Genomic DNA, 24,690 nt, shown 5'->3' on the forward strand with positions numbered 1-24,690 from the left:
CATGATAGATGCGATAAAACGCGCTGCCACTGAAGCGGTGAATGCTGCTGGTCCTGTTCTGGTACAGCTAGGAATTGTAGAAAAAATTAATCCTCTTGTAGTGTTGGTCGATAATCGGCTTTCACTTACGGAGGATTTTTTAATTGTTCCGGAAACCTTATCTGAACAGAAAATAACAATAGGAATCCAAGAATACGTAATTCGTAAGCCGTTAGCTACCGGAGATAAACTTTTACTTATCCGCATGCAAGGTGGTCAACGCTACGTAATCATGGATAGGGTGGTGAGCGTTTGATACCACAGAGCGATAACGTGCTGTTGAATGAGGATATGGAGGATACACCCCAACCAAGTCTTACTTATAAATTAGACCTTGTAAATGGACGTATAGGATCCGTGGTAGTGGATGGATTGGATGCTGTAAAACAGGCAGTTATAAAAATACTCTCGACAATCCGATTTGAAAACTTGATTTACAGTGACAATTACGGTAGTGAAGCAGATGTTGGAGCGGTGCGGGGTCGGGCGGTGTTTGAAACCGAAGTGGAACGCTGGACTAGGGAAGCGTTACTTCAGGATGATCGTATCGTTTCTGTAACCAACTTTAGATTTAACTATGATGGCGATGCGGTTCTCGTCTTGTTTGACGTAGAGAGTGATTATGGAAACTATACAGACCGATTGGAGGTGAATGGCGGTGTATGAAGATCAAACGTTTGAAACGATCTTAGAAAGGATGCTAGACCGGGTACCAGATGGGCTGGACAAGCGAGAAGGTAGCATTATTTATGATGCTATGGCTCCAGCAGCAATGGAATTAGCTCAGATGTATGTTGAGTTGGATATCAACGCAAATTTAATATTTGCTGATACAGCTAGTGGCGATTATCTGGATCGATCGATTGCGTGGTCTGGTGTTACACGAAAGGCGGCTACTAAAGCGCAATTAAGAGGGCTATTTTACAATTCATCTAATTCTCTTTTAGATATCCCGGTAGGCAGTCGGTTTGCAATAGGAGATATCAATTACAAGGCAATAGAACGGCTTTCTCTTGGTAACTACCGTATGGAATCAGAAACTGTGGGCGCTGCTGGAAATCAAACATTCGGGGCACTACTGCCAATTGATTTTATTAATAACCTAGCTCGGGCTGAACTGACAGAACTGCTTGTTGCCGGAGTGGACCGGGAAACGGATAAAGCGCTATATGAGAGATATCAGGAGCGGATAACCAAACCAGTTACCAGCGGTAACAGATACCAATATGAGCAATGGGCTCGGGAAATCAGTGGTGTTGGTCGGGCTAAAGCATTTCCTCTATGGAATGGACCTGGTACCGTTAAGGTAGTGTTGCTGAACAATGATATGAGAAAACCATCGACAGCGATTGTCGAGGCAGTTCAGAATTTTATTGATCCAACAAAGGATGGGATGGGTGAAGGGGTGGCTCCGATCGGTGCAGTTGTTACAGTAGTTGGAGCTACTGAGTTTCCTATTAATATATCAGTGAGTGTAACTCTTGCAAGTGGAGCTACAACGGATCAAGTAAAAACACAGTTGGAGACAGCGACTAGAGATTATCTGGCCACTCTTGCCTTTACTGACTCGTTAGTCCGTTATACACGAATACAAAGCCTAATACTAGATATACCGCCTGTGATCGATTATGCAAATCTAAAAGTAAATAATCAAACGGTTAATATTCAGATTCCGGATGATGCTGTGGCAGTGCTTGGGACGGTGACTGTAACATGAACGGGACTGACCGTTTAAAAAATTATCTCCCAGCATATTATGCCGACATACTCGAAATGAACGAGCTGATGAACGGCGAAGGACCAGAGTTTGATCTCCTTGGCGCACGGGTTGAAGAATTATTGAACCAAGCATTCCCGGAGTCGGCTACTTGGGCATTAGGGAGATACGAAGAGGAATTACAAATCGTAGTCGATACCAACAAACCTAGTGACCAACGGCGGTCTGTGATCATTTCAAAAATGCGCGGATTTGGTAAGGTATCCGGAGACATGATTAAGAATGTAGCACAGGCATATGACGGCGGCACAGTTGATGTGGCTGTATCTCCAGCTGAGTATAAGATCGTGATTACCTTTATTGATACATTGGGTGTGCCAATTAACATAGATGACCTTAAAAAAGCCTTAGAGGATATCAAACCGGCTCATATGACTTTGTCTTATGCCTACCGTTATTTGCTTATCAAAGAGGTGCATAAGATCATGACAATCAACCAATTGCAGCAGACGCTATTAAATAAATTTGCGGGAGGTGGGCCTGTTGTCCAGTAATACACCCAATTTGAATTTACTCAAAGTTAACCCAGTTACCGATGGTAATGATACTTTTAACATCGATACTATGCTCAATGATAACTGGGATAAAATAGACACAACAGTAGGTAATAAGGTAGATAAGGTATCTGGAAAGCAACTATCTACCAATGATTACACTGCAGCAGATAAAACAAAATTGGCGGGAATAGCTACCGGAGCCAATAATTATACACACCCTACAGGAGATGGTAATCAACACGTACCAGCTACGGGAACTAGTAATAGTGGCAAAGTGCTGAAGGCTGGAGCAACAGCCGGGAGCTCCTCTTGGGGGAATGTTAACGGATCAGAAGTTGTAGAGGACGCTACACACCGTTTTGCAACGGATACTGAAAAGGTGACATGGAACTCCAAAGAAACAACAACAGGATCTCAAGCTAAAGCAGATGCAGCAGTACTTCCGATTAATAACAGGTTGAATACTGAATCTCTCACTTCTATCAATTTAGTAGCGGGACAGCAAATTTTAAACGCAACAAAGAACGCTAGACTACAAGGATTAAAGGTACAGGGTAGGACGTTAATAGATTTACTTGGTGGGGCTGGGAGTGGAGAGAGTTTAACGGGGTGGTCGTTGGCTGGGTCAACACTCCCGGCTATTTCTACCGCTCAGAAAAAATCGGGTGCTTCATCGTTTAAGATGGCATCGGGTTCAACAGGCGGGAGCTACATGACGCGTGACTTCTCAGTTCAAATTGATAAGGCGCTGCAGTATGTATTTGGTGTTTGGGTATTTATTGAGTCCTACACTGCGGGAGCCCCGACAATTGCATTATATGATATGGGGACAAATACAATAAGATACTCAACCTCTCCAAACACAAGTATTGTTGGTAGTTGGCAGTTTGTACCTCTTAAATTACCAGTAAACAATTCTTTGGTTGGCAATGGGGTGAGGATTGTAGTTGGTTATGGAAGCGCGGGAGCAAGCACGGTATATTACGATGAATTACGCCTATACGCCGTATCCGCAACAGACTATGCAGCCATCGGAACCACGATCACAGGCGCTGCTATTGATGCTCTATTGCCTTATGTACCTCCAGGTATTAATGGAGTAGATGGGTTATATGTACGGAGATATGGACGAAATTTGCTGCCAAGTATGCCGGATAGTTTGCACGCCAACGCAAAGAAGAACGGGCCTTATGATATGACGCTTACGGCACAAGGCATATACAACACTTCTTACATTGATTTTCCGGTTATACCTGGACAAAAATATACTTTTAGCATGGATACCGTAGATGTAGGAGCCTACACTGATGGCGGTTTTTTTGGCAGCGATGGTCAAAATATTATGCAAGCATTCCTGCCCATGAGTGGCGGAAGCGTTACTACAGATCCCGCACCAGCTAATGCGATTAAAATTAGAGTGTATTTGTCCAATGAGATCAATGGAGTATATAGGTTCAAAAATTGGAAATTAGAACTCGGCAGCACAGCCACTCCGTTTCAGCCTCGTGAAGACAGCCTTGTCGCCTTTGGTGGAGTAGAGTTACACGCTAACCCAAATGACGGCAGCGATCCGGATATACTGCGTGAGGTTAACGGACGGTATGAGGTGACGAGGTTATGGCGTAAATCAAATCTTGTGGGTGACTGGTCGTGGTTATTCGATACGAATTATACAGGTTTCAAACGTGTACGCGTTATTTTACCAACTTCTAGTGGCATAAACGCATCAGAACGAGTGACTAAGTATAACGGATACCCTTTATATCCTTCAGCGGGTGTTTATTCAGCTGCTGATCAATCAACGCTTTACAATGGCGTATTATACATTACTATTGCCATCACAGATTCCGGTTGGGGGGACTCCTACACTCCTACACCTGACGAAATTAAGGCTTATTTTAATGGTTGGCGGATGTACAATGGCGCTAGCGGGGTGGCTACAAACCCATATAACGGTACGGCCGGACAAACAAAAGGATGGGTCGAGATTTTGAGTGCTGGCAATCCGGTAGGAGTATTACCAACCACAATACCTTCGGGCTGGACACCGTATCAACTTCTATACCGTCTAGCAACACCGACCACGGAGACGGTACAAGAGGATGGCGCTCTTTCTCTGCTCGAAGGCGATAACTTTATCGAGGTAGGCAGTGGTTATATATCGAGGGAGCCTGCGAGACCAAAGAAAAATGCTCTATCAGACGTATACTACATTGGACTCAATGACGCGGGTAATGGAGGAGATTCGAACCTTAAAAAACGTGCCTCCGAAATTAAACAAGTATTTAAAAATGGTCTGCCTGATTTTTGGAATATTGATAAGTTAGCAGACGGTACATGTTATGCATGGACGGATAATTACGATACAGCTGCTACCTACAGCGTCTCTTACATCAGCCTAGATAAATCCCCGGTGTCAAGCATAACAGGGGTGTATGCAGCCACTGAAAAGGGACAGCTACATGATCTTACGGATGGAGTAACTGAAGCTCTAGCGCGGGTATCCGTCGTTGAAGCAAAAAAAGCGGAGAAGGATGCAGGGCCTTGGATTACACCGTCCGCAGTGCTAAGCGGATTTACTGCTTTCGATTTAGCTTATCGCGTGAATAAAGGATTTATTGAATTTCGTGGGTACGTATATTACAACATTACTGACGTACCAGCGGGTACAAAGATTTTTAATTTGCCGACGCAATTTCGACCTGTGCGAATCTCTAGAATGCTTACATCCTCATGGACATCAAAAGTAGATCCAATGTCGAGCGCAGTGTCAGTAGGTGTAAATGGAGATATAACAACAGAGGTCAACGTAAAGCAAAATATTATATTTGATGGTCTACGGTTTCCGTTAGATTAAAGGAGGCGATATTATGAGAAAAGCAGTACCGAAAGTAGACCTAAACGGACTGTATATAGAAGATGTAGAACCGGACGACTCTTTAATAGGGGTCGTCCCTATTTATGCCCAGCCAGTGCAGGAAGAAGCTCCTGAGCTGCCGGAAGACGAAGAGATCGAAGATGAACCGGACGCGCTAGAAGAACCAGAACAGCCAAGAGAGATCATCGGTTATCTCGTAGGCATTCCGTTGCCGACCGGGTTGTATCATCCGCGTTTCGATCTGTTAACATGGGATGCATATCAGGACGCTGTACTAGAGGCACAGAGCGATTATGCCGACGAGCTACATGATTGGCGGGAGCAATGGGCGGAGGGCGAGGAACAAGGTCCTGAACCAGTTTACACACCTCCAGCACAGCCTGATAATTTATGGATCGAGGGCTTAACGCCAGAAGAGATTGCTGAGTTGACGAAGCCTGGAGAACTCTCAGAAATTGAGATGCTAAAAAAAGAAAACATGCTCTTAAAAGCACAGAACAACGCAATAACTGAACGTGCCGATTTTATTGAGGATATCATTGCTGAGATGGCAATGCAGATATACCAATGATAGCGCGCATTTTTTACTGGTTCATGTCAAAGAGGAAAGGGGGTGACATCATGATGGCTATGTTTTTCGCACAGCGCGTAATCTTAGGTAAGACCAAATATATTGAGGTTCCATCGACTTTGAGACCAGGAGTAAAAGAGATTTTGGTTGATAGCGGACTTGAATTCCTTGCTGAAGAAGAATAAATAAAGTTGGCGCCCATTGAGGCGTTTTTATTTTGCCCTCGGATCCCCGGGGGCTATTTTTAAAATCAGAGATAGAAGGGGCGGGGGCGTATGGATGACAAGGCTCAAATCATAAAAGCTGTATCAACAGCAGCAGGCGTTGTTGTTGGATACATTTGGGGAGGATGGACTGTTATGTTACAAGCACTTCTTGTGTTAGTATGCGTAGATTTTGTAACAGGATGGATCGCCGCCTGGATAAACGGAGAATTAAGAAGTATGAAGGGTTACATTGGTGTGGCGAAGAAAGTATCTATTTTTATGTTTGTTGTGGTCGCTCACTTCATAGATGTTGTACTCGGTGATATGCACTACTTGCGGGATGCAGTAGTGTTTTTTTATTTGGCAAACGAGCTTTTGAGCATTATTGAGAACGCTGGGAAAATGGGCTTACCTATGCCGCCAATCCTGCGGGATGCTGTTGCAGTCTTGGAGTCTAAATCTGGTGGAAAGAAGGAGGGGAAGAACGATGTTGACGCTGGATCAAGTAAAGAGTAAATCATCTACGAGATTGATTGGTTTACATCCCGTAGTTTTAGCAGCTGCGACAGTTTTAATTGAACGCTGTTACGCTGGGGGAGTGCCTATTTTGATAACTCAGGGGTTGCGGACAATAGCTGAGCAAAACGCTTTATACGAGCAAGGGCGCTCAAAGCCAGGAGTAATCGTCACCAATGCCCGAGGTGGATATAGCTATCACAATTTTGGACTCGCTGTTGACTTTGCTTTACTGCTGCCTAATGGGTCGAGTGTTTCATGGGATATGAACCGAGACTACAACGGAAACAACATCAAAGACTGGATTGAAGTAGTGGAAGAGGCTAAGAAGCTCGGCTTTGATTGGGGCGGTGACTGGACATCATTTAAGGATTACCCTCATTTCCAAATGGTCTTTGGCTTAACTCTTACTCAGCTGAGAGCTGGTAGCAAACCATCAGAAATAGCAATGGCAAAAGCAACAGCTATTATAGATCGACTAAAAGAGGAGGTAAAGGAAGACATGAGTAGAATTGAGGAGTTAGAAGCAATCGTAGTGAAGCAAGATGAACGCCTAGCAGCCGTAGAAAAACGATTAAACATCTCAGGCAAGGAAACATATGCCATCAATTATACTGAGGCTATTACGGCTGCTAAAGCAGTAGGGGCAATCACCACATCGGCTGACAAGTCAAAGCTTGAGCTTAATATTATTCAGATGTTCTTTAATCTAGGTTTATTTAGGAAAGGGGATAAATAATTAATGGACAATCAAAACTTAACAGATGTTCTAGCGTTCGCCTCGGTGATCGCTGTTTTTGTATTAGCAGGGGTACAGTTCGTAAAGAAAACTTTCAATGTTCCTAACAACGTGCTTCCTGCAATCGGTTTAGTCATTGGCTTGTTAATCGGGGTTGTAGCTTATCCATTTACAGACTTATCTTTAGTGTTGCGTTTATGGTCTGGTGGCCTTGCGGGATTGTCAGCTACTGGGTTGTTTGAACTTGCATTTAGTAATAGATCAGGGACAACTAAAGAATAAATTCTCAAATATTTGTAACTATAACAAAGCCCCGCCTTTTTATGGGCGGGGCTTTACTTACCATGTATTATAGTTCGATTGATACTTAACTTGTTTGTTCTCATAGTTCTCATTAGGATAATCACGTTTGACAGACTGCAAGTAGCCTGAAATTGCAAATGCTGCAGTAAGCCCTCCTACAATACCTGTGACTAAACTGAAAGCCGAAAATCCGAATGTGGCAGTGACCCCAACTGCAGACAATGCCACAAGCAATAGACTGAATAATTTCATCTTTATAAACACCTCCAGTCTGTATCTGTAGTAATTTGGAAATAAAGATTGTTACGTTACTTTGTTTGATCGGTTTCAATATTAGCTAGGCTTCATACTATTTTAAGCTAATAGGATTATAGTAATTACATAACCTCTTTATGATATAAATGTTGACCCTGTCATCATATGCAGGGTCATTTTATCATTCTTATTATTTAGAAGTATTTCCGTATGATAGTGAAATCTTCTTTTTTATTCCACAAATAGAAAGGGGAACTGAATTTAATGTCGAAGTATTATAAGAAATAAGTCACAAAAAGTCTAAGGAGAATTTCTGTATGTCAATGCGTATGATGATCTTTATACCAGGGATCAAAGGGTCTGAGCTATGGGAGGGAAGTAATAAAAGATGGTTTCCGAGAAAGAAAGAGGATCTTTATGCTAGCACGATTACTAATGAACTACGAGTCGAAACCCCTCTTTCATCCGTAAATGCATTTGGTTATACTAAAATTATTTATGAATATATTTTAGATTTTTATCCAAAAGAAATATTTGAATTTCATGCGTATGACTGGAGGAAGCCGATAGGAGAGAGTGTTGATCGTTTAATTAGAACAATTAAAGCTCAAAACGAACTCGGTTACAATGTGTATCTTGTAGCACATAGCATGGGAGGATTGCTTGCTAAATTAGCTATACAAGAACTGGAGAAAGAAGGGGTGTCGTCTTTAGTTTCGCGTTTGATTACCATTGGAACACCATGGAGAGGCGCGCCGGATGCATTCAAAGTTCTTTCTTATGGTGAACCAGGTTTATATAGTGATATATTTCAATTTCGCGAATTATTCGATGACAAAGAAACAAGGGATCTCGCCATGCAGTTTCCTTCAGTTTATCAATTATTACCCAGTGAAGAATATTATTCACACCAAAACGAAACGGAAGATAATCCTGGAAAATTCATTGCACCAAACAGTGAGAATATATATTTATCTTATATGGATGTCATAAGTAAGGTGCAAAACTTCTATATTGATGCCGGGAAAGTTACTGGGATTTATGAAGATGTTTTTTTGAAACATATGAAACCATTGCAAGATGCAATGCTCCAACCTCTACCTGAGGGCTTTAAACATGATTGTTTAATTGCTTGTAATTTTCCGACATTACACCAAATGCCACTAGAAAGTTCAGATAAAAGAAGGACTTTCAAAGGGGAATGCAAACTAGATGACGGAGATAGTGTTGTTCCCTTATATAGTGCAACACCTCCACATGTGGCAAATACATATTATGTATCTGGTCAGCACAGTGATTTATTGACATTAACTCCTGTACTAAGTTTTATTGATTGGTGCTTTAATGATAAGAGTGGTGATCAACCAGATTTCATTTATGATGCCCCTCTAGGAAACATATTCAAAAAGAGTTTGCTCGCAAAAATAATGTGTCCAGTTGATACAACTATTTTAGATAATGAAGGGAACTTTATAACAGGCACATTTGATCCCAGCGTAAAAGGGATAAGTGAACTCGCTTATGATAAAGATACATTGTTTTTAAACATTGGTGAATCTAAGTACGTTTTCATTAGGGATAATGAAGAGGAAAACATTAATTTGAAAATCAATTCCTATGATTTTGGGGTTGCTGATATTTCTATCAAAATCTTCGATGATGAAGAAAATTATACTGAAGTTAAGTTCGATCCACTACCTGTTAACTCTGAAATTTCGGCGGAATTAAAAATTCCAGTAAAGTCTAACTTAAATGAGGCAACCCTTAAATCAAACAAAAAAACACAGTCTGCTCGACTTGTTAAAAAAATGAAAAAACGGGATGAGATTGTTGTACCTGTTCCAAGGTTGCATATCTCTATTATAAATGCAGATGATGTTCAAAAAGCATTATATAGAAAGGTGTTCTCTGGAGATGTAATAATCAAAATTGAATCTGATGCCGATGAACTTATGGAAGACATTTATTATATTATTAATGATCAAATGCCTGTTCGGTACGAAGGTGAGACGATTGTCAATTTGAAGTCTGGAGAATATAATATCAGAGCATTTGGGAAAGATATCTACAATCGACCTACTTTGGATACAACTGTAAAATTCAAAATTGATGATGATGTACCAGAAACCAAAATTATTCTCGAAGTTAATCCGGAGGGATTATTACTTTCCTTTAAGCCACTAACTCAAGGTGCTAAGACAAAAACTTATTATAATGTTAATGATAAAGAGTCTACACCTGTTTCAGAAAATGAAATAATCCCTGTAACATGGGGGAAACTCCTAAACAATAGGAATGATTTTATTGAAATTGAGTACTATTCCGAGAATGAATTTGGATCGGTTGAAGCTCCTAAAAAATTCAGAATTTCATTAGGTGAGATTGGACTTTTGATGTGGGAAGATTACAGTGTTTGGGTTACTCCGGAAGTGATCTGGGGTAATGTATTTAAACATAATGACATATCTATTACTGATGCGAATGCATTTTTCATTGGTAAAAATGCTACAGCGGCTACACTTAATCAAAGAGTTCCTGATGACGTTAAGGGAGTTAAATTTATTTCGAGATTATTTGAAGTCGATGTAATGTATGCCGAAAAATATTCTTTATTCTTTACTGGACCTCCTACAGAAGTGTTGAAAATAGGTCAAGTTTATGACTTTACTTTTGAATTAATTGCTGAAAGGTCTAAAGAAAGAATATTACACTCAAAACCTGAAGCTCACTTAGTACCAATTAAATCTAAAATGAAAAACCAAAAATTAGATGTTCATTTGGAAAATGGTATTTTTAAAAGTCAATTTGTAGTTGATACTAGTTTTTTAACACAGAAATATAAGTTGGTTATATCTGATATCAAAAACACTAGTCCTGCTCTTAGAGAAATCCCATTAACATTAGGAGACGAAGAGCAGAAATAAAAATAAGGAGGCAGCGATTTATGTGGATTACAATGCAATTTATGCTTATTGTTTTTTGGATAATCGCTGCCTTCTTATTTTACCAGTACAAAGGTTGGAAAATTGGGAGCCCCCTAGATCCTATAACGGGTCTGTATTTGATAATTAGATTTGCTCTTATATTTGGTTTATTATCATCAATTTTGTTAGGATTCATTTATTTAGCATTTACAATGAGTAAGGCGGAATTTATTCCAATATTCACCTTAATGGTTGTGCCTGTGGTCTTGGTCATCGGTTTTTTTGCTAAATATTATTTTACAACATCTGTATCCAATAAAAGAGATAGTGACTTAATTAATAAAACAAATGAATGCAGAGAATGGGTACAGAAATTCCCATTTATAAATAATGAAATGATTGAAATAAAAATTTATATCTCTAATGGCAAGGCTACTGGAAGATTGATTGTTCATGATGTAAGTAAAAGTCAGAGGGAAGAAATAAATAAGAATAAACAAGGACTACCTGATGATATTCATTTGGTCGTCATCGCTGCTGATAAAGCCGATTACATTAACGATCCAAACGACAAACCTTTCCATTGAATTGTTATTAGATAAAAACCCGCCTGTTAGGCGGGTTTTTATTATATTTCGACTAGAAAATTAGTTTTCTTGTTTTATATTTTGTTTTAAGTTTAATCGATAGCTCTACAACAATAACATGTTGGAGTGGTTTTGAGTTAAGTAAAATTCTCTTTATCCTCACATACATAATGTGGAAAACGGTTTACATTAAGAATATACGGAAGCACAATACCTTGCCATTATGGGCGGGGTACTTCTTTGAGTTCAGGAAAATTTTCCTTACCAGTGATATAGAGTGCATATACATAATGTTCCAAATATATTATATTGTAGTTAAGGTCTCGCGAGGAAGCTCGTGAGTTTTTTTGCTGAGGAGGATAAAAATTGCTTAAGGTGTTAATTTTTGCTGGTATTATTGTAGTTGTTAGTATAATTGCTGTAGTTCTACTTTTATCGAAAAGAAAGCCACAGTACTCGAAAGGTGAAGTAATCGATCCTCTGAAGATTACAATCAAGGACATAGATCAGATGGAGGATGGATCAGACTTTGAAGAATATTTATATCTCCTATTTTTAGCTTTGGGATATAAGGATGCTTACAAAACTCCAAGAAGTAGAGACTTTGGTACTGATTTAGTTTTTACAGATCGTGAAGGGTATCGTAATGTAGTCCAGGCGAAGCGCTATTCGTACCCAGTAGGCTTAGGAGCTGTTCAAGAGGTATATAGCTCAATGAGGTACTATCAAGCCAAGAAATCTATGGTAATAGCCTCAAATGCGTACACTGCTGCTTGTGATGAACTTGCAGGATATAACGGTGTTAAATTACATAGTAGAAATGATCTTATTGAGATAATTAATTTATTTAAGATGGGACAATTAGACAAGGTCAAGGATATTATTGAAGGAGATCCACACTGGAAGTATGACTCTTGGGATAATTACATGAATAGTAATAAAGTTATTAAGAAGGATTTTAAGGCGGAAAAACGACTGGTCACGAAGAATAGATAGGAGTGATCGTATTGAGTAATATATACAAAGTCCTAAAGACAGACTCAGAATTTCTAACTGCAGCTTTAAAACAGTCTGAAGTTGATATACTTGAACGTCATGGTGATCTGGCAAGGTGTATAGTTGATTGTGGTGGCTCGATTCAGAAATGGAGTCCAGTTAGTGTTAAAGTTGCTGATTCTTATTATATGAGAAATGAATTTGAATTTAGGATGGTTTTGGCATAATTATTTAAATATCCCTGTCTACCTTAAATGGTAGGCGGGGATTTGTTTGCGTTCTGAGTTTCATCCTACCTAGTAGAATCTACGTCTTGTTTTATTATGTCTATCATTTGTTGCATAGCTGTCTTTGCTTCTGGAATAGGAAATACAGGGAACACGTGATTCATTTGGGGATACTCAAAATAGTTGATGCTTACTTTTTCTTTTTCGGCTAATCCCTTGAATTTTCGAGCATCGGGAAGGAATAACTCATGAGTACCTACAAATAGGGAGATTTTTCCTAAACCTTGTATAGGTCCATTAATCGGACTTAATAAATAATTACTTGTTGCTGCTTTCCCGGCATAAATTTTACCGACCTCGATCAAAAGTTTCGCATCGAGCATAGGTTCTTTGCTCTCCATTGTTGCTATATCCGGATGACTGAGTGTGATGTCTAGCCATGGGGAAAGAAGTATAATGTTGCCTGGCTGCGAAATATCATTTTCCAATAAGAATTGTGCTAGAGCAAGTGCAAAGCCACCGCCTGCTGAATCACCCATCAGTACAATATTCTCTGGTTGAACCTTGGTTAATAAGTCTTTATAAATAGGAAGAACCTGCTCAAAGGCTTCTTTGTAATTATGATTTGGAGCTTTAGGATACACAGGTACATATATTGTTCCATTCACCTTTTGGGATAATTTATATAAAAAACGCCAATGCCATGATAGTGGTTGTTCAATATATCCTCCGCCGTGTAGATACAAAATTACTTTTGTATGTGGATCTGAGGTTGATTCCAAAATATATGTGTCTAATGAATAGGTATTATCTTTCAGTATATGATATTTTTGTTGAAGCTTAGCTGGTATTACATAAGGGGTTTGATTAGCTATTCTTTTTTGTTCAATATAATTGGCAGTGTTGATCTTCTTTTTATTTAGTAATAATAAATGTTCGACAAGGAAACTTTGCCAACTTCTCATCCTGATGACCTCCAATAATGATAACATGCATAAATGTTCTGCTATATATTCATAATACCAACTCACCATGATAAAATATATTTAAATATAATTAAGGTTCCTAAATATATATTTAAGGATGAGACTGATGAATATCACGCAATTACAGTATTTGATTTCAGCTGCTAATTATGGGACTTTTACTAAGGCTGCTAGTGTGCATCATTTGACAGTACCTACGATTAGTCAATCGGTACGGCAGCTAGAAGATGAATTGGATACAGTTATCTTTCATCGTACAAAGAAAGGAATCGCCCCAACGAAAGAAGGACAGTTAATCCTCCAACATTCTGTATCCATTCTTAAAAGTGTGGAGATAATGAAGCGGGAGCTATCACTTCTTAAAGAAGAATCATCAGAAAATATTATCATCTCTACCATACCAGGAATGGTTCCACAGGTTGTTCAAACTACCATTGAGTTTGCTAAAAGATATCCTTTACTGAATGTTCAAATGTTAGAGGGTGATACAGAAACAGTACAAAGTCACGTGAATGAAGGATATGCAAGTATGGGTTTGGTTACTTACAGTTCTGAGCAACAAAAGGATGCTTCTTTTGATTGGATGCCTTTAATAGAAGGTAAGGCTGTACTGATCGTGAACAAGAATTCCCCATTACGTTTTTTAAACTCAGTAACTGCTGAAAATCTAAGAGATGAAGTGTTTGTCTTATATAAAGATGAATTTATCGAATCAATTGCTCATGGTTTGATTTCCGCACATCCCACTAATCGCATTGCGCTATCTACCAATAATATGGATGCCTTATACCAAATGGTTGTCAAAGGAGATACCATTACGATCGGACCTGATTTTATTATTCACTCGTTCCCTTCGAGTTATCAAAAACAGCTTGTAACTATTCCATTGAAACAGTACAATTCCGAGCCTGTAGTGTTAGGGAGGATTACTAGAAAACAAGAACAAGCTACGAAGATGGTTGAGGAGTTCACATCCCGATTAACAGAATTATTTATGGGGACTCAAAATAGTTTTGAAACAGACGATAAATAGAAGCGCGCTGTTCTCTATGATTATGGTTGGAAATAATAAATTCGTCATTTCGATGATGATTGAGACTGGATTATGATTGTGGATATTATAGATAAACTATATAACAAAACCCCGTCAGTGATTATACTGGCAGGGCTTATTTAATGTATCATCCCCATTTCACGGAGCCTATCTTTAATTTTTTTCAAACGAGCTTCCCTTTCATTTATTTCTTGTACCTTCAATAAATCTACTGGATTTTCTTTGTATTTTCCAATGAAGTTATTTAAGGTCAATTCTCCGATATCCTTTTCATTGCGCACTATAACCGTTGGGGCGATTTTGTGATTTTCTATTGTCTTGGGATCTGCAGAAATTCGTTCTAGTAAACTAATTAAAAGTTCGTGTTTTTTAACACCTATTCTTCGCGCCTGACATATTTCTTTCCAAGTACAGTTTAATAAACGATCAAGATCTAAATAACCTTGGACGTATAAGGCATTTATGAGCCCCGTTAAATTGTGTCCTTGTTCTTCTTCATGAGCCACGGTTTTTAAACAATCGATATCCATATAATAAAGATGTGCTGGAAGTGGGAAATAGTGTCTTAATGCTGTGTTTTCATCGATGATGTTTTCCATGGTGATTTACCTCCATCAAATTATATGGTCACTATATCATGTTTATCTTTGTGGTGAAAGTTATATAAATACCATGGCAAAATCCCTACCAACCTAATACAGGGGGGAGGGACTTTTTATTTATATCTCAACTTCTTCCCATCCTGGTGGTAATGGATCCTCAGGTGCAGGTTCTAGATATTCAGGTAGTTCACTAATAAGTAATGGCTCGCCAATATCCAGCAGAACTGTTTGTGTTCCTTTCGCTATAACAATACCGATCTTACTGATATGGAAACCGTATGTGATGCGGACTCGAACGCCAAGTGTTAACTCTTCTACTTTCACTTCTTCCATCCCCTAAAGTTAATTTTGCTTACTTAGTACTATTAAGTGTCGTTGTTATATGAACATGGTCTTAACTGTTAAAGTTTGTATTTAATTACCGATAGTCATTTCGACATATAGCGACAGTAATTTGATATTAAAGGTATTACAATGCACGTAAGATCATTTACGAACCTATAGGTTCGTTTTTTATCCGAGGGAGTGCGACCAAAGTCGCCCTGCCTGTTCAATCTTTCTCAACGACCTTCCAAGTATATAATGCCTCCATAGGAACGCCTAAAATTAACGAAGCAGTATGCATGGCCTCGACACTCATAGGTTTACTGTTGTCACACCAATAATAAACCATACGTGAAGACCAACCGCTTCGACGGGCAAATTCTGCAGGAGTCATTTCTTGGTTGTTCAGAATAGATTGCAGCAGACAGTTCCCACGGAAGGATCTGATCACTGCGGTAAGCCCCTTCGATTAAGATGTTGATTTCGAAGGAATTATAACACACTACACATCATGAGGTGAGGAAATGAGACGAATTGATTTGAATGATTTATCATTCGCTGCAAAATTAAAATCGGACTTAATGATACTACTCTGGGATCTTGAAAAGGAAAGCTTGCCTCAACAAGAAAATTTTTTAGACGAGTTCCGTTCTGTTATTGGTGAATTTATTGAGTTCGAAAGTATTCTACAAGAATCCTTTAAACCGAATTCCAACAATTAGAAATATATAGGATATTGAAATAGGAACATGGGTTCGTGTATAATGCAAGTACAACAATGAGAGGGTGAGAAAAGTTGAAAGAAAATGACAAAGCAGAATTAGATAAGTTCATTCAAAGAGTAGGGATTGTTTTTGAAAAAATCAAAGACTTTTATGAGGAACATGACGGTAACGTAGAGGACGATGATCGTCCAGATGTTTCATGTCCAGAATGTGGAAAGCCCACGAACAACTACATCTGCTTGTGGAGTATGAATAAACACATTCATTTTTCTTGTCCACACTGTGAATGTCTTGTAAGACAATAAATTTACAACATGAAAGGGTGATACTCATGGCAGCCGTTCCAAAGCCGTCAAAAAGCAAACAGACTGAAAATATCCGCCCAAAACTCGATGAGTTTACGCAAGAAGAGATTGCAGAAAAACTAAGAGAAGCACAGGAAAGTCACAAACCAATTTTTATCTCAGCTTGGAAACGGGAACCATTCAAAGGCGAAGTCATTGAATTAGATGGCCAGACACAACGCATACATATCCGAAGGGGATACGATGACACTTTAAAAATACCTTTTAAAGATATACTGAAAGTGGACGACCCGGGGGAATAATCCCGGGTCTTTACTTTGTGGACTTTCCCACATCTTTCCCACAATAATTAAAAATCAGATACTTTTCTTAATGTAAGCAATGTACTCACTGGAATTAAAAACCGCGCCGTTATGCGAATAAAATAATTAATGTAATTGCCGGACAACGGTGCCATAATGCAGGTGATTATGGAAAATATAGCGGTCCCGGAGCGAAAGCTATCGCGGATATGCTGCTTGCCTATGAATTATATCCCTCGGCTTTTGTAAGCGCTATCCCATTGCCTGAAAGTGATGGATCTACGCCAGATGTGCTGCTGGAATGCAAGGTGGAGCTCGATTGGTTGTTTAAAATGCAAGACTCCGCAACAGGTGGTGTATACCATAAATTGACTACGTTAAGCTTTCCTGGTCTGGATGTTATGCCTGAGGACGATACAGCAGACCTGTACTTCTCACCAATATCTGCTACTGCAACTGGGGATTTTGCTGGTGTTATGGCTATGGCTGCAAGAGTGTACAAGCCTTTTGATGCTGCTTATGCGCGGAAATGTCTGGATGCTGCGGGGGCAGCATGGGAATGGCTTGTACAGCATCCAGATGTACCCGGTTTTACGAATCCGCCTGAGATTAGCACTGGAGAATACGGGGATGGAGTCGATAAGGACGAGCGGTATTGGGCAGCGGCGGAGCTGTATCGTACGACAGGGAAAGAGGAATATCATCAAGCTGTTCTGCAGCTAGTGCAGCTGACTTTTCCAAAATACAGTTTAGGCTGGGGTGATATGGGGGGCTATGGCACTATTGCTTATCTGTTAAATGGTGAGGAGCAAGCAGACCGTGCTTTATATGCCTCGTTAAAAGAAGGGCTTGTTGCTGAGGCACAACGATTAGCGGAACAGAGTCGTGAGGAGGGCTATAGGATCTCCTTAAAAGAGGAGGACTATATCTGGGGCAGCAATATGCTAGTAATGAACAATGCAATGCTGCTGCTTGCGGCTGAATATTTTAGTGGAGACTCCAGTTTTGCGGACTGTGCCTTAGATCATCTACATTATCTGATGGGGCGTAACGTTCTGGATATCAGCTATGTTACCGGGTTTGGGGATCATGCCGTGATGAATCCGCATCATCGCCCTTCTGTAGGTGACCATGTGGCTGATCCGGTGCCGGGATTGGTGTCAGGGGGGCCAGATCGTGGGCTGCATGATGAATATGTAGTTGAGCATTTACAAGGAAAACCAGCTGCGCAGTGCTTTGTCGATCATGAGCTTAGCTATTCTACGAATGAAGTGACGATCTATTGGAATTCACCTGCGGTGTTTGTTGTGGCCCGGTTTAATCAATAAAAAGCAATAGTTCGAATAGGGAAAGACGTCCTGAAACTGGATGTCTTTCTCTTTTTTATAGCTGAAATGCTATAATACTAGACGGTATGCTATTTTAGCGGATGGTATTAGGAGGTAGGGGATTGAGTAGTATTTTTGAGATTCAGAGACTTGCAAAACTTAACTGGAAAAGTAACGACCAAACTTCGAAATATCTTTTCTCGGAGATCTCCGCAGACATAGCTGAATCGGACCGCATCGCATTGATTGGTGCCTCTGGCCAAGGGAAAAGTACACTCCTTAGAATCTTAGCTCTCTTGGATGCTCCGGATGAGGGAGATATGTTGGTAAAGGGGACTTCATATAAAAGTATGGATGCGAGATTATGGAGGATGAAAATAGGGTTTGTAGCACAACAAGCGGTCATGCTGTCTGGCAGTGTGGAGGATAATTTAAGAACTGTCAGCAGACTGCATGACAAACCTTATGATCTTAAACTAGCGCAGCGACTAATTGGGCAATTGGGGCTGGAGCATTTGGATTTAAGCAAAAAAGCGGCAGATTGTTCGGGTGGTGAAAAGCAGCGGATTTCTTTAATTCGATCCTTGCTGCTCCGACCTACGGTATTATTGCTCGATGAAATCACCGCTTCGCTCGATGTCAACAGCACTCAAATGGTTGAAAAGCTACTAGAGGATTGGCATAAGGAAGAAGGCACTTCGATGATTTGGGTCACTCATGATCTTAAGCAGGCGAGCAGAATAAGCACAACTACATGGTTTATGGGAAAAGGCAGGTTGGAACAGCATGTGAGCGAGTCTTTTTTTGCTGAATCTGCGGAAGAATTGGCTAAAAGGTTCGTTCGGCCTTCGGAAGGAGCGTCGTTGTTATGAGTTATACAGCACTAAGTTTCACGCTTCTGTTTGTATTAGGGACAATGTTGGTCTCCGTGTGGCAAAAGCTCGGACTGGAAAAAGATATCATTGTAGGCACAGTGCGGTCGGCCATTCAATTGCTTGCGGTGGGGTATGTGCTGCAATTTATTTTTAAATCGGATCAGGTCATTTATGTAATTGTGATAATACTCTTTATGATCAGTGTAGCCGCATGGAATGCAGCCAAAAGAGGCAAAGGCTTGCGCGGATTAGTCTGGAGAATTGGACTGGCTATTGCTACTATGGAACTGCTCATGATGGGCATTCTGCTCAGCTTACATATCATTGAGGCTACGCCACAATATATCATTCCGATTAGCGGCATGACCATTGGCAGTGCTATGGTGGTTTCAGGGTTGTTCATTAACCATATCAAGCATGAAATTCAGCAGAGCAAAGGGGAGATTGAAACGTTGTTGTCTCTTGGCGCAACGATCCCACAGGCGATCCAGGAAGTTAGAAAAAGATCTGTAAAATTCAGCATGATTCCTACCATCGACGGTATGAAGACGGTTGGGCTTGTTCAACTCCCTGGAATGATGACCGGAATGATCATCGCGGGCGCTGATCCTGTAGTAGCTGTTCGTTATCAGATATTAATTGTGTTCTCGTTCACTGCCTCTGCTGCCATAACGAGTATGCTGCTCAGTGTACTGAGCTACCGACTCTTTTTCACGCCGGATCTAAGGCTCAAGCAAATAGTGGAGCAAGGCTAAGCCTATTTCTCACAAGCGATTCCGTCTTTGTCACGGTCGCTTTTTTTATTGGCATTATAGAGTTCTTTCGATACGTAGGGTTTGTATTTCGTTTTGCCGCCTTTGTTCTTGGTTGAGCTGGAAATGGCAACTCCACCTTTGTAATCTTTGTTTAGCTCCGTGCAGTTTTTGTAGGTTTTGACCTTGGATTCAGCGCTTGCTGTATTCAGGGTAGCGACGGATAGAGTGAGTAGCAGACCTGCTACTAGACAAATGTTTAAGATTTTTTTCATGGGAACACTCCTATAAAAATCTAATGGAATTAATGATTGTGTAGTATCGTTGTATTTTATATTACCAGTTTAATTCATTGAGGTATACATTATTGGGGGATTTGGAAACTGTGTACATATTTATGAGTGAAGTGGGGGAATAATTAGATTCAATTCACATGTAGTGAACAGGCTACGAATGAGGTGATTCTAATTAGCAAAATGAAAATGGCGACTGCCCTAATTGCGGGATTGTTGCTTCTGCCGGGAATGGCTATGGGTGCATCAGCCCCCGTTACTATGACTCACGTTAATGGAGAACTGCTATCGGCTATGCCCAAGCCAGCTCCGGAGTCTAGGCGCATTATATTACCTTCTGCAATTCAAGCGTCAGAGCTATACGGGTTCGGATTACAGCATCGGAATGCCTCGATTCAGTATTCGATCTTCTCTAAAGATTTCAAAAAGATTATGTATCCGCGGTTTGTTGAACTAAACTGGGTGACGGGTGTCTCAAGTCCTTGGATCACGAACTACGAGGTCACTAAAGAAACGATAATTAACAAGAATTCAGAGGTCATAGAAATGCGTCTGGATACTGCGACTTCAAGTGGGGCAGCACCTTCTATACTTTTGACAATTTCACTTGTGCAAGAGAAGAATAGCTGGGTGATTACCGGAGTGACATCGGACCCCGAGCTGCCGCGTGGCGGATTGCCTAGGAAGTAGGTTGGTTATGGATAGGAAAAAGAGCAAACGTAGTAGGGGGTTCCCATACGCTTGCTCTTTTTTTAATTCGAAAGCACAATCGTTTAGTCCACGTGGTCTGTTTCTCCAAATGATCAGTGACAATGTTCAACCCAGGGTGGCAATGCCAACTCAGCGTCATAAATCATCAGCTTACGTTGGTGATTACTTAAGAGCACAGATCGTTACGGACCGTATTGCAGCTATTTTTGCTGCACTGCACGATCGTTACGGACCGTATTGCAGCTATTTTTGCTGCACTACACAATCGTTACGGACCGTATTGCAGCTATTTTTGCTGCACTACACGATCGTTACGGACCGTATTGCAGCTATTTTGGCATTATGGTCGTTCTGGCGAGAGTTTCGGACTGTATGGCTCTTATTCCCCTAAAATCACGCATTATAGGAGTACATTTGGGCGAATAGCTGCATCTGAGTCCGATAGCATGGCTAAATCGCTGAAATTATGAAAATAAGAGCTCCTCGGTCCGATCATCGCCAAACTCTAGTGTATTTAAAGTCGCAATGTTCAGCTCAGAGTGACAATGCCAGCTCAAAGTCGCAATGTTCAGCTCAGCATGGCAAGGCCAACTCAGAGTCACATAACCCAGACCAGCGTCACCAGCCTAGCTTGCTCACAAAGCGCAGCTCGAGCCGCCAGCTCAGCTCACATCGCATAGCCCAACTCACATCGCATAGCCCGGCCCAGCGTCATCAGCCCAACTCACGTCGCATAGCTCAGCTCACATCTCATAGCTCAGCTCACATCGCATAGCCCAACTCACATCGCATAGCCCGGCCCAGCGTCATCAGCTCAGCTCACATCGCATAGCCCAACTCACATTACACAGCTCAGCACCAAAAACCCCAGCTCAAGCCACAACAGCTACCTAGATTATCCAGATGTTAAGCGACTAATCTCTTCCCGCCTTCACCATTAATTCCGCCAGCATTTTGGGTTCGGTTCGAACGGTGGTCATGTGATCTCCTTTGCCCTCGATGAAGCGGAAGATGCCTAAATGACTGGATTGTGTAGGGTGGAATCCGTATGGACCTTGCGGTATAGCGGTGTCCTCCGTTAGATAAAGGTAACTTTTAGGGATCTGGAGACTGTAAAATTTCTTGAGATCAAGCTTTTCGAAAAGTGGACTTGCTGGCTCAGGAGGAGCTTGTTTGTAAAAAGTTTGCGCTTCCGCAAGACTGGCGGTGTTGACGAATGTATCCCGGAAAAGAGGGAAAGGGAGCGTTATGGTGTTATTGCCGGAAGTATCTCTCAGCTGTTCAAAGTACTTCAGCGAATCAGCTGGAAATTGGTCCGCCACACTTTGCCCATCCAGCGGTACGAAGGCGTCGAAGAATACCAGACGTTTGATTCGATCCGGTACTTCCTGAGAGACGGTTTGGATCACCGAACCACCAAAGCTATGTCCGAGCAGAATGATATCCTTTAAGTCTTTTTGCTTGATATAGTCGACAACAGACTGTGTGATTTGCGCATGCGTTACATTATTGTTTTTGTCCCCCCCATGTCCGGCATATTCCGGAGTATAGACGGTGTGCCCTAAGCTGCGAAGTGCGGCGGCCGTTTGATCCCAAAAACCAGCAGTAGCCCAAGACCCATGAACTAGAACAAATGTAAGAGGCGCCTGTTTCGCTGATGTTTTGTTATTGGCTGCCTCAACTGTGGAGCTAAGATTCATAGGCTGGAAACCCATAATTGTAAAGACAGTGATACATAAAGCTAACACTATTTTTGTGCGAATCGATTTCATACTGTGCCTCCTATGTGGGGTGAGAGTGTAATACTTAGAGGATGCCCCGTTTAGAAAAGAAAGATGAATTTTTATCAGGAGTAGTGAATCTCCGCACCTAGGCATAGGCAAACGCATATCTTGTGTTTAGGGAAAGCAAAAATTTATAGCAACAGAAAGGTAGGAAAAAAAGTGACTTCATACATGGACTATACGTCCCCCAATACAGAGTTTACTTTTGATGTGAACACTAATACACTTTTTAAAAAAGATGCCAACAACTTCATTAACTTGCTGTCGTTTAAACAATTGAATACGCTCGAGAACATATCACTGCTGGATATTTTTCTTAGCAAATCAAATGTGGTTGAACCTCATTATCATCAAAATGCTGCAGAGCTTGTGTATTGTATCTGCGGTTCAGCGGTAGTGTCTTTAATCAATCCGTTCACAAATGAACTTCTGCATTTTCCGATTTGTCCGGGTCAAGTGGCAAATGTGCCGCAAGGCTGGTGGCATTATGAGATAGCTACTGTCGATAATACACATCTGCTCGCGATTTTTGACGCACCTATTCCTGAGGTTATCTTAGGTTCGGATATTCTTAGCAAAACCCCGGCAAATGTATTAGCCCATACTTACTGCTTAAATGAAGCTAAGGTAAAAGAAGCTTTAGCTCCAATCAAGCCTGGAACCTTCATCGGCCCTCCTGCTGACTGCTGCGAAGAAGATAAAGTAATGGGCAGCACCAATATGGCCCCTAACATGGCTCCAAATATGCAAGCCAATGTTAAACCAAATATGCATCCTAATATGCAGCCAAATATGAATCCTTACGCTCATATGCAGGCGCAACCCATCCCGATATCTTCACAAATGCCTCCAGCTACACAAGCCTTTAATTATCAGCCTTACCCGATGCAAGGGTACTACACGCAGGGTTATGATCAGCATTATCGCCAACAACCCTATGTACAGCAGCAGCCGCATTACCAATATCCGAATAACCAAGAGTAAACTAAACAAACCTCCCGGAACTCTAGATTCCGGGAGGTTTCGTAATTAAACCTAGGATAAACGGACAAGTACTCTTCCTCTAAGGTTTCCTTGTAGAATATCTTCCAATGCTTGCGGTAGCTCGTTTAACGTGACTTCACGATCCACGAGGTTCTCCAGCAGACTTGGCTTCAGATCGCTCGCCATCCGTTTCCAAGCCTGCTGGCGAAGGTCTGCAGGACATTCCACAGAATCTATACCGAGAAGGTTAACACCCCGAAGAATAAACGGAAGTACTGTAGTTGGAACTGAAGTGCCTCCGGTTAAGCCACTTGCAGCTACAGAACCTCTGTAGGTGATTTTACTCAGAACTGCGGCAAGGGTGTCACCACCCACCGAATCTACTGCGCCTTGCCATAATTGTTTGTCCAAGGGTTTGCTGGCGCCGCCAATGACCTCTTCACGTGAGATCACGTCTTCGGCTCCTATACCTCTAAGGTAATCGGCAGCTTCGGCGTTACCTGTGCTTGCCACTACGCTATACCCTTTTGCGCCAAGCATGGCAATAGCAGATCCACCTACACCGCCGGTAGCGCCTGTTACAAGTACTTTGCCTTTGTCCGGGGAAACGTCATGATCTTCCAGAGCTAGTATGGACAAGGCGGCTGTCAGTCCTGCAGTACCGTAGATCATAGCTTCTTTAAGCGTCAGGCCTTCTGGAAGGGGAGTGATCCAACCTGCGGGAATACGAGCGTATTCGCTAAAGCCACCAAAGTGTGATACGCCAACACCATATCCTGTCGCAATGACTTGCTGCCCTTTATGAAACCGCTCGTCTGTGGAAGATACCACAATACCGGATAAATCTATCCCTGGAATAAAGGGATATGTTCTTAGAATTTTACCGTTTGGAATACTGGTTAAACCGTCTTTATAGTTTACACTGGAGTATGCAACCTTAATTACAACCTCTCCAGCTGGCAGATCCTCTAGGGTAACCGGTTTAACAGCTACGGAGAAGGATGATTCTGTTTTGTCGACAACTAACGCTTGAAATGATTCTGTCATAAGTGTGAGCTCCTTCAACTACGTTATAGGTAAGACATGTATATAATATTTATTCTGCCCGGTCAACTTGTGATTGTCTATGATATAGCGCAATTGTTTATTA

The 24,690-nt window shown here is 41.1% G+C and carries 31 protein-coding genes and 1 pseudogene; 24 read left to right on the top strand and 8 right to left on the bottom strand.

Going from position 1 to position 24,690, the window contains the following annotated elements:
* The first annotated feature begins 1 nt into the window (after position 1).
* The 10 genes from NYE58_RS14045 to NYE58_RS14090 all read left to right on the top strand — a co-directional run bounded on the left by NYE58_RS14045 (position 2) and on the right by NYE58_RS14090 (position 7,505).
* On the top strand, positions 2 to 295 hold the full coding sequence (locus NYE58_RS14045) for a DUF2577 domain-containing protein (protein ID WP_076138688.1): 294 nt from the start codon (positions 2 to 4) through the stop codon (positions 293 to 295).
* Complete coding sequence (locus NYE58_RS14050) at positions 292 to 705, top strand: DUF2634 domain-containing protein (protein WP_036684205.1); 414 nt, start codon at positions 292 to 294, stop codon at positions 703 to 705. Before NYE58_RS14045 ends, NYE58_RS14050 begins: the two co-directional genes overlap by 4 nt.
* Positions 692 to 1,756, top strand: a complete 1,065-nt coding sequence (locus tag NYE58_RS14055; protein ID WP_341002131.1) for a baseplate J/gp47 family protein — start codon at positions 692 to 694, stop codon at positions 1,754 to 1,756. The genes NYE58_RS14050 and NYE58_RS14055 overlap by 14 nt, the downstream gene beginning before the upstream one ends.
* Positions 1,753 to 2,310, top strand: coding sequence for a YmfQ family protein (locus NYE58_RS14060; protein ID WP_340891671.1), 558 nt, complete (start codon positions 1,753 to 1,755; stop codon positions 2,308 to 2,310). Before NYE58_RS14055 ends, NYE58_RS14060 begins: the two co-directional genes overlap by 4 nt.
* Positions 2,300 to 5,170 (top strand): hypothetical protein, encoded by a 2,871-nt coding sequence (locus NYE58_RS14065; RefSeq protein ID WP_341001865.1) that lies wholly within the window; start codon positions 2,300 to 2,302, stop codon positions 5,168 to 5,170. The genes NYE58_RS14060 and NYE58_RS14065 overlap by 11 nt, the downstream gene beginning before the upstream one ends.
* Before the next feature lie 13 nt (positions 5,171 to 5,183).
* Positions 5,184 to 5,762 carry a hypothetical protein gene (locus tag NYE58_RS14070; RefSeq protein ID WP_341001866.1) on the top strand — a complete coding sequence of 193 codons (579 nt, stop codon included), beginning with the start codon at positions 5,184 to 5,186 and terminating at the stop codon, positions 5,760 to 5,762.
* A 23-nt stretch (positions 5,763 to 5,785) separates the two neighbouring features.
* Entirely contained in the window at positions 5,786 to 5,947 is a 162-nt protein-coding gene (locus NYE58_RS14075; protein WP_341001867.1) for a hypothetical protein, read from the top strand.
* 90 nt (positions 5,948 to 6,037) lie between these two features.
* Positions 6,038 to 6,484 (top strand): phage holin family protein, encoded by a 447-nt coding sequence (locus NYE58_RS14080; RefSeq protein WP_076316032.1) that lies wholly within the window; start codon positions 6,038 to 6,040, stop codon positions 6,482 to 6,484.
* Complete coding sequence (locus tag NYE58_RS14085; protein WP_341002132.1) at positions 6,456 to 7,223, top strand: M15 family metallopeptidase; 768 nt, start codon at positions 6,456 to 6,458, stop codon at positions 7,221 to 7,223. Before NYE58_RS14080 ends, NYE58_RS14085 begins: the two co-directional genes overlap by 29 nt.
* Positions 7,224 to 7,226: 3 nt before the next feature.
* On the top strand, positions 7,227 to 7,505 hold the full coding sequence (locus NYE58_RS14090; protein ID WP_341002134.1) for a holin: 279 nt from the start codon (positions 7,227 to 7,229) through the stop codon (positions 7,503 to 7,505).
* 57 nt (positions 7,506 to 7,562) lie between these two features.
* On the opposite strand, the gene NYE58_RS14095 is transcribed toward NYE58_RS14090, so the two are convergent.
* Complete coding sequence (locus NYE58_RS14095) at positions 7,563 to 7,778, bottom strand: hypothetical protein (protein ID WP_341002135.1); 216 nt, start codon at positions 7,776 to 7,778, stop codon at positions 7,563 to 7,565.
* A 320-nt stretch (positions 7,779 to 8,098) separates the two neighbouring features.
* On the opposite strand from NYE58_RS14095, the gene NYE58_RS14100 reads away from it, so the two are divergent.
* The 4 genes from NYE58_RS14100 (at position 8,099) to NYE58_RS14115 (ending at position 12,515) form a co-directional block, all read left to right on the top strand.
* Complete coding sequence (locus NYE58_RS14100) at positions 8,099 to 10,705, top strand: lipase/acyltransferase domain-containing protein (RefSeq protein ID WP_341002136.1); 2,607 nt, start codon at positions 8,099 to 8,101, stop codon at positions 10,703 to 10,705.
* 20 nt (positions 10,706 to 10,725) lie between these two features.
* Positions 10,726 to 11,292, top strand: a complete 567-nt coding sequence (locus NYE58_RS14105) for a hypothetical protein (RefSeq protein WP_341002138.1) — start codon at positions 10,726 to 10,728, stop codon at positions 11,290 to 11,292.
* A 375-nt stretch (positions 11,293 to 11,667) separates the two neighbouring features.
* Entirely contained in the window at positions 11,668 to 12,288 is a 621-nt protein-coding gene (locus NYE58_RS14110; protein WP_341004261.1) for a restriction endonuclease, read from the top strand.
* Between the two features lie 11 nt (positions 12,289 to 12,299).
* Positions 12,300 to 12,515 carry a hypothetical protein gene (locus NYE58_RS14115; RefSeq protein WP_341002392.1) on the top strand — a complete coding sequence of 72 codons (216 nt, stop codon included), beginning with the start codon at positions 12,300 to 12,302 and terminating at the stop codon, positions 12,513 to 12,515.
* Positions 12,516 to 12,580: 65 nt separating this feature from the next.
* Here the strand turns inward: NYE58_RS14115 and NYE58_RS14120 are convergent, their stop codons facing one another.
* Positions 12,581 to 13,480: an alpha/beta hydrolase gene (locus NYE58_RS14120; protein ID WP_341002140.1), complete on the bottom strand. Its 900-nt coding sequence runs from the start codon at positions 13,478 to 13,480 to the stop codon at positions 12,581 to 12,583.
* A gap of 127 nt (positions 13,481 to 13,607) precedes the next feature.
* On the opposite strand from NYE58_RS14120, the gene NYE58_RS14125 reads away from it, so the two are divergent.
* Positions 13,608 to 14,534 (top strand): LysR family transcriptional regulator, encoded by a 927-nt coding sequence (locus NYE58_RS14125; RefSeq protein ID WP_341002141.1) that lies wholly within the window; start codon positions 13,608 to 13,610, stop codon positions 14,532 to 14,534.
* Between the two features lie 140 nt (positions 14,535 to 14,674).
* Here NYE58_RS14125 and NYE58_RS14130 read toward each other — a convergent pair whose 3' ends face one another.
* The 3 genes from NYE58_RS14130 to NYE58_RS14140 form a co-directional block, all read right to left on the bottom strand.
* Positions 14,675 to 15,154 carry a hypothetical protein gene (locus NYE58_RS14130; protein WP_341002142.1) on the bottom strand — a complete coding sequence of 160 codons (480 nt, stop codon included), beginning with the start codon at positions 15,152 to 15,154 and terminating at the stop codon, positions 14,675 to 14,677.
* A gap of 120 nt (positions 15,155 to 15,274) precedes the next feature.
* Positions 15,275 to 15,481, bottom strand: coding sequence for a hypothetical protein (locus NYE58_RS14135; protein WP_341002143.1), 207 nt, complete (start codon positions 15,479 to 15,481; stop codon positions 15,275 to 15,277).
* Positions 15,482 to 15,707: 226 nt separating this feature from the next.
* On the bottom strand, positions 15,708 to 15,932 hold the full coding sequence (locus NYE58_RS14140; protein WP_341002144.1) for a helix-turn-helix domain-containing protein: 225 nt from the start codon (positions 15,930 to 15,932) through the stop codon (positions 15,708 to 15,710).
* Between the two features lie 73 nt (positions 15,933 to 16,005).
* Between NYE58_RS14140 and NYE58_RS14145 the strand changes: the two genes are divergently transcribed.
* The 6 genes from NYE58_RS14145 to NYE58_RS14170 all read left to right on the top strand — a co-directional run bounded on the left by NYE58_RS14145 (position 16,006) and on the right by NYE58_RS14170 (position 19,771).
* Positions 16,006 to 16,203, top strand: a complete 198-nt coding sequence (locus NYE58_RS14145; RefSeq protein WP_341002146.1) for a hypothetical protein — start codon at positions 16,006 to 16,008, stop codon at positions 16,201 to 16,203.
* Between the two features lie 74 nt (positions 16,204 to 16,277).
* Positions 16,278 to 16,511: a hypothetical protein gene (locus NYE58_RS14150; protein ID WP_341002147.1), complete on the top strand. Its 234-nt coding sequence runs from the start codon at positions 16,278 to 16,280 to the stop codon at positions 16,509 to 16,511.
* 26 nt (positions 16,512 to 16,537) lie between these two features.
* On the top strand, positions 16,538 to 16,813 hold the full coding sequence (locus NYE58_RS14155) for a YolD-like family protein (protein WP_341002149.1): 276 nt from the start codon (positions 16,538 to 16,540) through the stop codon (positions 16,811 to 16,813).
* Positions 16,814 to 17,022: 209 nt separating this feature from the next.
* Positions 17,023 to 18,141, top strand: a complete 1,119-nt coding sequence (locus NYE58_RS14160; RefSeq protein WP_445671760.1) for a glycoside hydrolase family 9 protein — start codon at positions 17,023 to 17,025, stop codon at positions 18,139 to 18,141.
* Between the two features lie 122 nt (positions 18,142 to 18,263).
* Complete coding sequence (locus NYE58_RS14165) at positions 18,264 to 19,013, top strand: ABC transporter ATP-binding protein (protein WP_179087052.1); 750 nt, start codon at positions 18,264 to 18,266, stop codon at positions 19,011 to 19,013.
* Positions 19,010 to 19,771, top strand: a complete 762-nt coding sequence (locus NYE58_RS14170; protein WP_076193865.1) for an ABC transporter permease — start codon at positions 19,010 to 19,012, stop codon at positions 19,769 to 19,771. Before NYE58_RS14165 ends, NYE58_RS14170 begins: the two co-directional genes overlap by 4 nt.
* Positions 19,772 to 19,773: 2 nt before the next feature.
* Here NYE58_RS14170 and NYE58_RS14175 read toward each other — a convergent pair whose 3' ends face one another.
* Positions 19,774 to 20,043 (bottom strand): excalibur calcium-binding domain-containing protein, encoded by a 270-nt coding sequence (locus tag NYE58_RS14175; RefSeq protein ID WP_076218737.1) that lies wholly within the window; start codon positions 20,041 to 20,043, stop codon positions 19,774 to 19,776.
* A 207-nt stretch (positions 20,044 to 20,250) separates the two neighbouring features.
* On the opposite strand from NYE58_RS14175, the gene NYE58_RS14180 reads away from it, so the two are divergent.
* Positions 20,251 to 20,751: a hypothetical protein gene (locus NYE58_RS14180; protein ID WP_143761987.1), complete on the top strand. Its 501-nt coding sequence runs from the start codon at positions 20,251 to 20,253 to the stop codon at positions 20,749 to 20,751.
* 7 nt (positions 20,752 to 20,758) lie between these two features.
* Positions 20,759 to 21,163, top strand: coding sequence for a hypothetical protein (locus NYE58_RS14185; protein WP_341002150.1), 405 nt, complete (start codon positions 20,759 to 20,761; stop codon positions 21,161 to 21,163).
* A gap of 523 nt (positions 21,164 to 21,686) precedes the next feature.
* Here NYE58_RS14185 and NYE58_RS14190 read toward each other — a convergent pair.
* Positions 21,687 to 22,544, bottom strand: a complete 858-nt coding sequence (locus NYE58_RS14190) for an alpha/beta hydrolase (RefSeq protein WP_081398246.1) — start codon at positions 22,542 to 22,544, stop codon at positions 21,687 to 21,689.
* Positions 22,545 to 22,715: 171 nt separating this feature from the next.
* On the opposite strand from NYE58_RS14190, the pseudogene NYE58_RS14195 reads away from it, so the two are divergent.
* Positions 22,716 to 23,303, top strand: a pseudogene (locus NYE58_RS14195) (cupin domain-containing protein); the annotation flags it as partial.
* A 288-nt stretch (positions 23,304 to 23,591) separates the two neighbouring features.
* Here NYE58_RS14195 and NYE58_RS14200 read toward each other — a convergent pair.
* Entirely contained in the window at positions 23,592 to 24,587 is a 996-nt protein-coding gene (locus NYE58_RS14200) for an acrylyl-CoA reductase family protein (protein ID WP_341002152.1), read from the bottom strand.
* Positions 24,588 to 24,690 lie beyond the last annotated feature (103 nt).

This window comes from Paenibacillus sp. FSL L8-0708, assembly GCF_038009325.1.
Taxonomy (GTDB): domain Bacteria; phylum Bacillota; class Bacilli; order Paenibacillales; family Paenibacillaceae; genus Paenibacillus_AQ; species Paenibacillus_AQ odorifer.

Coding starts and splice junctions, on each gene's coding strand:
- NYE58_RS14045 (WP_076138688.1), top strand. CDS start 2: ATGATAGATGCGATAAAACGCGCTGCCACTGAAGCGGTGAATGCTGCT.
- NYE58_RS14055 (WP_341002131.1), top strand. CDS start 692: ATGGCGGTGTATGAAGATCAAACGTTTGAAACGATCTTAGAAAGGATG.
- NYE58_RS14060 (WP_340891671.1), top strand. CDS start 1,753: ATGAACGGGACTGACCGTTTAAAAAATTATCTCCCAGCATATTATGCC.
- NYE58_RS14070 (WP_341001866.1), top strand. CDS start 5,184: ATGAGAAAAGCAGTACCGAAAGTAGACCTAAACGGACTGTATATAGAA.
- NYE58_RS14075 (WP_341001867.1), top strand. CDS start 5,786: ATGTCAAAGAGGAAAGGGGGTGACATCATGATGGCTATGTTTTTCGCA.
- NYE58_RS14080 (WP_076316032.1), top strand. CDS start 6,038: ATGGATGACAAGGCTCAAATCATAAAAGCTGTATCAACAGCAGCAGGC.
- NYE58_RS14085 (WP_341002132.1), top strand. CDS start 6,456: ATGTTGACGCTGGATCAAGTAAAGAGTAAATCATCTACGAGATTGATT.
- NYE58_RS14090 (WP_341002134.1), top strand. CDS start 7,227: ATGGACAATCAAAACTTAACAGATGTTCTAGCGTTCGCCTCGGTGATC.
- NYE58_RS14095 (WP_341002135.1), bottom strand. CDS start 7,778: ATGAAATTATTCAGTCTATTGCTTGTGGCATTGTCTGCAGTTGGGGTC.
- NYE58_RS14100 (WP_341002136.1), top strand. CDS start 8,099: ATGTCAATGCGTATGATGATCTTTATACCAGGGATCAAAGGGTCTGAG.
- NYE58_RS14105 (WP_341002138.1), top strand. CDS start 10,726: ATGTGGATTACAATGCAATTTATGCTTATTGTTTTTTGGATAATCGCT.
- NYE58_RS14120 (WP_341002140.1), bottom strand. CDS start 13,480: ATGAGAAGTTGGCAAAGTTTCCTTGTCGAACATTTATTATTACTAAAT.
- NYE58_RS14125 (WP_341002141.1), top strand. CDS start 13,608: ATGAATATCACGCAATTACAGTATTTGATTTCAGCTGCTAATTATGGG.
- NYE58_RS14130 (WP_341002142.1), bottom strand. CDS start 15,154: ATGGAAAACATCATCGATGAAAACACAGCATTAAGACACTATTTCCCA.
- NYE58_RS14145 (WP_341002146.1), top strand. CDS start 16,006: ATGAGACGAATTGATTTGAATGATTTATCATTCGCTGCAAAATTAAAA.
- NYE58_RS14155 (WP_341002149.1), top strand. CDS start 16,538: ATGGCAGCCGTTCCAAAGCCGTCAAAAAGCAAACAGACTGAAAATATC.
- NYE58_RS14160 (WP_445671760.1), top strand. CDS start 17,023: ATGCTGCTTGCCTATGAATTATATCCCTCGGCTTTTGTAAGCGCTATC.
- NYE58_RS14170 (WP_076193865.1), top strand. CDS start 19,010: ATGAGTTATACAGCACTAAGTTTCACGCTTCTGTTTGTATTAGGGACA.
- NYE58_RS14175 (WP_076218737.1), bottom strand. CDS start 20,043: ATGAAAAAAATCTTAAACATTTGTCTAGTAGCAGGTCTGCTACTCACT.
- NYE58_RS14180 (WP_143761987.1), top strand. CDS start 20,251: ATGGCGACTGCCCTAATTGCGGGATTGTTGCTTCTGCCGGGAATGGCT.
- NYE58_RS14185 (WP_341002150.1), top strand. CDS start 20,759: ATGGATAGGAAAAAGAGCAAACGTAGTAGGGGGTTCCCATACGCTTGC.
- NYE58_RS14190 (WP_081398246.1), bottom strand. CDS start 22,544: ATGAAATCGATTCGCACAAAAATAGTGTTAGCTTTATGTATCACTGTC.
- NYE58_RS14200 (WP_341002152.1), bottom strand. CDS start 24,587: ATGACAGAATCATTTCAAGCGTTAGTTGTCGACAAAACAGAATCATCC.